Consider the following 7917-nt stretch of genomic DNA (forward strand, 5'->3'; position numbering starts at 1 on the left):
TTTTCTTTTCCGGTAATTATGGTATGATGTGGTGGAAAATCGTCGATAAATGAGGTCGGATTATGATTTTAGTATTGGATATAGGAAATACCAATATTGTGTTAGGGGTTTTCGACCGGGGGCAGCTAATGCATCATTGGCGAATGGAAACGCTTCGGCACAAAACCGAAGATGAATACGGCATCCAGATCAAGGCGTTTTTAAATGATGCAGACGTAGTGGTGGCCGATATTGACGGAATCATTATGTCTTCAGTTGTTCCTCCGATCATGTTTTCGCTTGAAAAAATGTGCCAAAAATATTTTTACCTAAAGCCGTTAATCGTAGGGCCGGGCATAAAGACAGGATTGAATATCAAATATGACAATCCGAGGGAAGTAGGGGCGGACCGGATCGTCAATGCAATAGCAGCTATTCAGGATTACGGTGCCCCATTAATCATTGTGGATTTTGGAACCGCCACTACTTACTGTTATATTGATGAAAAGCAGCAATATATGGGTGGTGCCATTGCGCCGGGAATTGCTATTTCAACAGAAGCGCTATATAATCGGGCGTCAAAATTGCCGCGCATTGAAATCGCTCGGCCGGACAGCGTTGTCGGCAAAAATACAGTATCCGCCATGCAAGCTGGGATTGTCTACGGCTATGTAGGCCAAGCGGAAGGCATTGTGAGCCGAATGAAATCACAAAGCAAAAAAATGCCGACTGTGGTTGCAACTGGAGGGCTCGCGCCTTTAATTGCCAGGGAATCGAATATGATTGACAAAGTCGATCCTTTTTTAACCTTGAAAGGGCTATACTATATATATAAACGCAACCAAGCGTAAGGAAAGGAAAGATAAGCATGGAAGATTACTTAGTTCGTGGCCTCGGATTCAACGGCAGCGTCCGCGCTTTTGCGGTGAACACTACGCAAACGGTTGGCGAAGCGCAGCGCCGCCATATGACATGGCCGACTGCTTCTGCCGCGTTAGGCCGAGCGATGACGGGAGGCGTCATGTTGGGGGCCATGCTAAAAGGCGACAACAAAGTGACGGTTAAGATTGAAGGCGGAGGCCCGATCGGAGCCATTCTTGTAGACAGTAATGCAAAAGGCGGCGTGCGGGGTTATGTCACCAATCCGCAAACACATTTTGATTTGAATAAAAGCGGCAAGCTGGACGTCCGCCGTGCAGTCGGAACAGAAGGAATGTTATCTGTGGTCAAGGATTTGGGGCTGCGTGATAATTTCACCGGTCAAACCCCGATTGTTTCAGGTGAAATTGCTGAAGATTTTACGTATTACTTTGTTGTGTCGGAACAAGTGCCTTCATCAGTTGGCTTAGGGGTATTAGTTGATACCGATAACTCTGTCTTGGCTGCTGGAGGATTTATCATCCAATTGATGCCAAATACAGATGAAGAAACGATTGAACTGATCGAAAAGCAGCTTTCTCAAATCCAGCCTGTTTCGACAATGATCCAGCGCGGGCTATCGCCAGAAGAAGTGCTGGAAGAAGTGCTTGGAAAAGGAAATGTCCAAATTTTAGATAAAATGCCGGTGAGCTTTGAATGCAACTGTTCAAAAGATCGTTTTGCTAATGGTATCCTGGGGCTTGGCCAACAAGAAATTCGGGAAATGATTGACGAAGATGGAATGGCTGAAGCGCAATGCCATTTTTGTTTGGAGACATACCGTTACTCTAAAGAGGAATTAGAAACGTTCATCGATGAGCTCCAATCATAATCGTACCCGTCCTCCGTCTTTACCGGCAGATGGAGGACGCCCTAGAAGGCGTTTAAAAACAAAGCCGCTTCTTGTCCTTTTGGTGATTTTATTTGTCGGCAATCTGCTATGGTTTATCGCGTGGCTGATTCCAAACCAGCCCGGCGGTGCTGAAGAAGTGGCTTCCGTAGATGGTGAAGAGATTACGCGCCAAGAATGGATGGCTGCTATGGAAGAGCTGCACGGGAGGGACACTTTGCTCGAATTGGTCAATGAAAAAGTCATGGCAACGGCAGCTAAAGAATACAATATCAAGGTCAGCGACAAAGAAATCGACTTGGAACTCGCTATGCTGCGGTCTGCGCAAGAAGGCGTCGACAAAACGCTTTACGCAGCAGATGAAGAGCAGCTGCGCGATAACTTGAAAACCCAATTGATTTTGGAAAAAGTACTTACAAAAGACATTGTCATTGATGACAAAGCTGTGGAATCTTTCTATCAGGAAAATCAATCCCTTTATGATATCAAAGATGCCTACCGCTCCCGCATCATTGTGGTGGACTCTGCGGCAGAAGCGGATAAGGCTATTTCCGAATTAGAAAATGGCACGTCTTTTGAAGCATTGGCCAAGGAGCGTTCCATCGATACGGCTACCGGAAGTTTAGGTGGCGATATCGGTTATATTACAAAAGGTCAATCATCAGTCGATTCTAAAATAGCGGAAACGGTCGCGACCATTGATGTCGACGGCTGGTCCGATCCGCTTGAAATGGAAGATGGCCGAATCGCCATTCTCTCGGTTACGGAAAAAGCGGAAGGCCAAACCTTTTCGTATAACGACGTCAAAGAACATATAAGCCGTGAATTGGCGCTCGAGCAATTGCCGCAATCTGTTACTCCAGAAGCATTTTGGCGGGAATTCGACGCCAAATGGTTCTATGGCGAATAAATATAGTGAAACGCTTCTTATTCCAGAAGCGTTTTTTTTGATAGTTCTTACAATTTGACACATTCTGCTAAAGATTGATAGGATGATTAAAGAGTAATGCCGATAAAATTAGTGGGGATTAGGAGTGTTGAATAATGACTCGTATTGGAAATACTATAACCGAATTGATTGGGCAAACACCTATTGTTAAATTGAACCGTCTTACAGGACCGGAAGATGCGGAAGTCTATTTGAAATTAGAGTATTTCAACCCGGGAAGCAGCGTAAAAGACCGAATTGCGTTAGCGATGATTGAGGCGGCTGAAAAGTCCGGAAATTTAAAAGAAGGCGACACGATCATTGAGCCGACAAGCGGAAATACAGGAATCGGCCTTGCGATGATTGCAGCGGCAAAAGGGTATAAATCTGTTTTGGTTATGCCGGAAACGATGAGTATGGAACGCCGCAACTTGCTTCGTGCATACGGGGCGGAACTCATTTTAACGCCTGGCACTGACGGAATGAATGGTCCAAACGGTGCGATCAAAACAGCTGAGAAATTAGCGGCTGAAAATGGCTGGTTCATGCCGCAGCAGTTCAACAACGAAGCAAACCCGGAAGTGCACCGTTTAACGACAGGTCCGGAAATCGTTGAAACGATGGGCGATCAATTGGATGCATTTGTTTCAGGAATTGGAACAGGCGGCACAATCACGGGAGCTGGACAGGTGCTTAGAGAAAAATACAAAGATATTTTAATCGTAGCAGTAGAGCCTTCAGATTCTCCGGTGCTTTCAGGCGGAAAACCTGGCCCCCATAAAATCCAAGGAATCGGCGCCGGATTCGTCCCAGCTGTTTTGAACACAGAGATTTACGATGAAATTATTCAAGTAACCAATGACCAATCTTACGAAACAGCTCGTCGAGCTGCACGTGAAGAAGGTATCTTAGGCGGTGTTTCTTCAGGAGCGGCAATTTACGCGGCACTGCAAGTGGCGAAGCGTCTCGGCAAAGGCAAAAAAGTATTGGCGATTATTCCGTCAAACGGGGAGCGTTACTTGAGTACGCCTCTTTACCAATTTGAAGAAAACAATTAATGGTGATCCAAAAGGGCATGCTGAAGCATGCTCTTTTATTATGGCGAAATCCAGTCCATTAGCGTTAAGATGGAACAGACAATAGAACAATCGATTTCCCGGGAAATACATAAATGCAAACAGGTGGTGCAAATAATGAACATTAATACGAATGGCAAAACATTGATAATGGGAATCTTAAACGTTACACCCGATTCTTTTTCTGACGGCGGCAACTATACCGCTATAGACCGAGCTCTTGCCCATGCAAAACAAATGGTCTCAGAAGGTGCGGATATTATAGACGTCGGTGGAGAATCGACGCGTCCTGGCCATATCCGGATAACGGCAGAAGAAGAAATATCCAGAGTTGTACCGGTGATAAAAGCGCTAGTGGACCAACTGGATACGCCAATTTCCATAGATACGTACAAATCGGAAGTGGCAGAAGCGGCGGTTTTAGCGGGGGCCCATATCATCAATGATATTTGGGGGGCAAAGCACGAACCAGCCATAGCGGAAGTCGCCGCCAAGTATAAGGTGCCAATTATTTTGATGCACAACCGTAACGATACGTCATACGTAGATTTTTGGAAAGAGGTTCGCCAAGATATGGAAGAAAGTGTGCAAATTGCATTGGGGGCAGGTGTGAAATCCGATCAGATCTGGCTTGATCCAGGTATTGGGTTCGGGAAAACAACAGCTCATAATATTGAGATGATGCAATTGCTTGAGCAATTTGTCGCATTAGGCTATCCGGTTTTGCTGGGGACTTCCAGAAAATCGTTGATCGGCAAAGTGTTGAATGTTCCGGTTTCTGAGCGGTTGGCGGGTTCTCTGGCAACGGTTTGCTACGGGGTTGAGAAAGGTTGCCAAATCGTCAGAGTCCATGATGTGAAAGAAACGTTTCAAGCTATACGCATGATGGATGTCTTGCTCGGCAAAACAAACTATGAGGAGATGGCATAATGGATTTTATTCATGTGAATGATATGGAGTTTTACGGATACCACGGCGTTTTTCCGGAGGAGACAAAGTTGGGCCAGCGATTCCGGCTGACAGTTTCCCTTGCGGTTGATTTGAAGCGGGCCGGTGAAACGGACGAACTGGAACACACTGTCCATTATGGAGAGGTATATGAAACGTGCCGCTCAATCATTGAAGGGGAACCGAAAAAGTTAGTGGAAGCAGTCGCTGAGGATGTGGCAGCGGCTATTCTTGCAGGTTTTCCATTAGTCAAGGGAATCCGTGTTTTGTTGATTAAACCGGATCCGCCGATTCCAGGCCATTATAAATCAGTTGCAATCGAACTGACGCGGGGAGAATTTGCATGAACGACAGTTATCTTTCCCTCGGTTCGAATATGGGTGACCGCCTCGAAATGTTAAAGCAAGCTGTCCGCTCTTTGGTGGAACACCCATCGATTGAAGTTGCGGGTATTTCTTCTCTCTACGAGACGGAACCGGTCGGGTTCACCGAACAATCCCCTTTTTTGAATATGGTGGTCCACGTCAAGACCGATCTTCCCGCGCTTGAACTTCTTGATATATGCCAAGAAATCGAACAGCGCCTTGACCGTAAACGTGTTTTGCGCTGGGGACCCCGGACGATAGACCTTGACATTCTGCTTTATAACCAAGAAAATATGAAATCGGAACGGCTTGTTGTTCCGCATCCCCGGATGCACGAGCGGGCATTTGTCCTTGTGCCTTTGTTAGAACTCAATCCTAAGTTTGGGGGATTTGAAAGGCTCGAGGGCCAAGACGTTCGTTTATGGAAGACATATGACGGAGTCGATTCATTTGTTCGAAAGAGCTGAATAGCAGCACTAGTGCTGAAAACGGAAGAACATAAAAATTATTGCGAATGAGAGGCTGCTTTGAATTGGCGGCATCGCCACGATCAACCAAGCGGAAACAACAGCTATTATTGAAGAGGCGCTAGAGAGAATCGGCAGAACTCGAAGTGGTAAGCCAGGCAGCTTGAGATAAAGAAGCAAGCTGTCACAAATTCGCGGCAGCTTTTTTATGTAGACATTACAGAAATTGTGTACAATAGAGAAATACACCAATGAGCGTGGCTTTTAAAGATAAAGGAGTGTAGGAAATGACAGAAGAGTTAAATGATCAAATAGTAGTAAGGCGCCAAAAAATGCAAGCGTTCCGAGATAATGGAATCGATCCATTTGGTTCGCGGTTCGAACGCACTCACTCATCAGAAGACATCGTTAACGAGTACAGCGAACTTTCAAAAGAAGAACTGGAAGAAACGGCGCGTGAAGTTGTAATTGCCGGCCGCATCATGACAAAACGCGGAAAAGGGAAAGCAGGCTTTGCGCACCTTCAAGACTTGAAAGGCAGAATTCAGATCTATGTACGAAAAGACGCGATTGGCGAAGAAGCTTATGGTTACTTCAACAGTGCGGACCTAGGTGATATCGTCGGAGTAAAAGGGACGGTATTCAAAACTAATGTCGGAGAATTATCCGTTAAAGTGCAAGAAATTGAATTCTTAACAAAATCACTTCGCCCGCTTCCTGAGAAATTCCATGGCTTGAAAGATGTAGAGCAGCGCTATCGTCAACGGTACTTGGATTTAATCACAAGCGAGTCAAGTAAAGAAACTTTTATCTTACGCAGCCGTATTATCCAATCGATGCGCAGATATTTAGATGGCCAAGGCTTTTTGGAAGTGGAAACACCGATGCTTCATTCTATTGCCGGAGGAGCAGCTGCACGTCCATTCGTTACACACCATAACGCATTAGATATGGAACTTTACATTCGCATTGCAATCGAACTTCATTTGAAGCGCTTGATTGTTGGCGGGTTAGAAAAAGTATATGAAATTGGCCGTGTCTTCCGTAACGAGGGAATCTCGACGCGCCACAATCCGGAATTTACGATGCTGGAACTCTATGAAGCGTATGCCGACTATAAAGACATCATGGCACTCACTGAAAACTTGATTGCTCATGTAGCTCAAGAAGTTCTGGGAACTACTACTGTCCAATACGGGGAAGACCAGATCAATCTAGCGCCAGGCTGGAAACGACTACATATGGCTGACGCTGTTAAAGAATATACGGGTGTAGACTTCTGGCAACCACTGACAAAAGAAGAAGCTCAAAACCTAGCAAAAGAACACAATGTTGAAATCAAGCCTACTATGGAAACTGGGCATATTCTAAATGAATTCTTCGAACAAAAAGTGGAAGAACAATTAGTCCAGCCGACGTTTGTTTATGGCCATCCTGTTGAGATTTCTCCTTTGGCCAAGAAAAATCCGGAAGACGGGCGCTTCACAGACCGCTTTGAATTGTTTATCGTGCGCCGTGAACATGCAAATGCATTCACTGAGTTGAACGATCCGATTGATCAGCGTGAACGTTTCGAAGCCCAATTAGTTGAAAAGGCTGCCGGGAATGATGAAGCGCATGAAATGGACGATGATTTTATCGAAGCATTAGAATATGGCATGCCTCCAACAGGCGGATTGGGAATTGGTATTGACCGATTGATTATGTTATTGACTAATTCTGCTTCTATTAGAGACGTTCTCTTGTTCCCGCAAATGCGCCCACGCGACTGAGATCATGCTAACGACTTAAAACTTCATGTTTTAAGTCTTTTTTTTATGATGAAGAAACGACAAACAGAAGAGGCTATGTGCAATGGATTTGTCCTTACATTTAGTAAATAATGAAGTGTTCAAAAAAACACGAAAAATAAGTTGACAAGAAATTGGCGATGCTTTAGTATTATTAAGGTCGCTGAAAGAAGCGGTGAACCAGATGAAAATTGTTGTTGATATTATTTCTTGGAAATGATAGAATAACAAAGTTGCTATAAAGGCAGGTATAACCTTAGATTAATAAATCTATAATTACCTCAAATTTATTGTTGACATGTAAAACGAGAAAAGATATACTAATAAAGTTGCTGAGAAAAGCAACTGAAAAATGAACCTTGAAAACTGAACAGCAAAACGTCAACAAAAGTTTATTGACGCGTTCCGAACGCGGCAATAAAATTTCTGCGAGAGCCGCTTTGGCGGCTTGAGCAAACAACTACTGATCAAGCCTGGCTAGATCAAGCGATTCGTGCGTCCTTCGGGACGGCGAGCGCCAGCATGAGCAATCAAGCTTCTATAATGGAGAGTTTGATCCTGGCTCAGGACGAACGCTGGCGGCGTGCCTAATACAT

Annotated in this window: 8 protein-coding genes; all 8 read left to right on the forward strand. The window is 44.9% G+C overall.

The window, feature by feature from the left end:
- The first annotated feature begins 62 nt into the window (after window positions 1-62).
- The 8 genes from FQV30_RS00255 to lysS all read left to right on the forward strand — a co-directional run bounded on the left by FQV30_RS00255 (window position 63) and on the right by lysS (window position 7303).
- On the forward strand, window positions 63-830 hold the full coding sequence (locus FQV30_RS00255; RefSeq protein ID WP_146498151.1) for a type III pantothenate kinase: 768 nt from the start codon (window positions 63-65) through the stop codon (window positions 828-830).
- Between the two features lie 17 nt (window positions 831-847).
- Window positions 848-1729 carry an Hsp33 family molecular chaperone HslO gene (hslO, locus tag FQV30_RS00260; protein WP_146498152.1) on the forward strand — a complete coding sequence of 294 codons (882 nt, stop codon included), beginning with the start codon at window positions 848-850 and terminating at the stop codon, window positions 1727-1729.
- Window positions 1713-2657 carry a peptidyl-prolyl cis-trans isomerase gene (locus FQV30_RS00265; RefSeq protein ID WP_146498153.1) on the forward strand — a complete coding sequence of 315 codons (945 nt, stop codon included), beginning with the start codon at window positions 1713-1715 and terminating at the stop codon, window positions 2655-2657. The genes hslO and FQV30_RS00265 overlap by 17 nt, the downstream gene beginning before the upstream one ends.
- Before the next feature lie 134 nt (window positions 2658-2791).
- Window positions 2792-3733, forward strand: coding sequence for a cysteine synthase A (cysK, locus tag FQV30_RS00270; RefSeq protein WP_146498154.1), 942 nt, complete (start codon window positions 2792-2794; stop codon window positions 3731-3733).
- A gap of 135 nt (window positions 3734-3868) precedes the next feature.
- On the forward strand, window positions 3869-4681 hold the full coding sequence (gene folP, locus FQV30_RS00275; protein ID WP_146498155.1) for a dihydropteroate synthase: 813 nt from the start codon (window positions 3869-3871) through the stop codon (window positions 4679-4681).
- The gene (folB, locus tag FQV30_RS00280) at window positions 4681-5046 is read left to right on the forward strand and encodes a dihydroneopterin aldolase (RefSeq protein WP_146498156.1); all 366 of its coding nucleotides are present in this window, start codon (window positions 4681-4683) and stop codon (window positions 5044-5046) included. Before folP ends, folB begins: the two co-directional genes overlap by 1 nt.
- A complete protein-coding gene (gene folK, locus FQV30_RS00285) occupies window positions 5043-5531 on the forward strand; it encodes a 2-amino-4-hydroxy-6-hydroxymethyldihydropteridine diphosphokinase (RefSeq protein ID WP_146498157.1) in 489 nt (162 codons plus the stop codon). The genes folB and folK overlap by 4 nt, the downstream gene beginning before the upstream one ends.
- A 287-nt stretch (window positions 5532-5818) precedes the next feature.
- Window positions 5819-7303: a lysine--tRNA ligase gene (gene lysS, locus FQV30_RS00290; RefSeq protein WP_146498158.1), complete on the forward strand. Its 1485-nt coding sequence runs from the start codon at window positions 5819-5821 to the stop codon at window positions 7301-7303.
- Window positions 7304-7917: the final 614 nt, after the last annotated feature.

This window comes from Planomicrobium sp. CPCC 101110 (assembly GCF_007859395.1).
Classification (GTDB): domain Bacteria; phylum Bacillota; class Bacilli; order Bacillales_A; family Planococcaceae; genus Planococcus.

What these genes read in the sequence shown, in the direction of transcription:
- FQV30_RS00255 (WP_146498151.1), top strand. Translation starts at nt 63, where the DNA reads ATGATTTTAGTATTGGATATAGGAAATACCAATATTGTGTTAGGGGTT.
- folP (WP_146498155.1), top strand. Translation starts at nt 3,869, where the DNA reads ATGAACATTAATACGAATGGCAAAACATTGATAATGGGAATCTTAAAC.
- FQV30_RS00265 (WP_146498153.1), top strand. Translation starts at nt 1,713, where the DNA reads ATGAGCTCCAATCATAATCGTACCCGTCCTCCGTCTTTACCGGCAGAT.
- folB (WP_146498156.1), top strand. Translation starts at nt 4,681, where the DNA reads ATGGATTTTATTCATGTGAATGATATGGAGTTTTACGGATACCACGGC.
- lysS (WP_146498158.1), top strand. Translation starts at nt 5,819, where the DNA reads ATGACAGAAGAGTTAAATGATCAAATAGTAGTAAGGCGCCAAAAAATG.
- cysK (WP_146498154.1), top strand. Translation starts at nt 2,792, where the DNA reads ATGACTCGTATTGGAAATACTATAACCGAATTGATTGGGCAAACACCT.
- hslO (WP_146498152.1), top strand. Translation starts at nt 848, where the DNA reads ATGGAAGATTACTTAGTTCGTGGCCTCGGATTCAACGGCAGCGTCCGC.
- folK (WP_146498157.1), top strand. Translation starts at nt 5,043, where the DNA reads ATGAACGACAGTTATCTTTCCCTCGGTTCGAATATGGGTGACCGCCTC.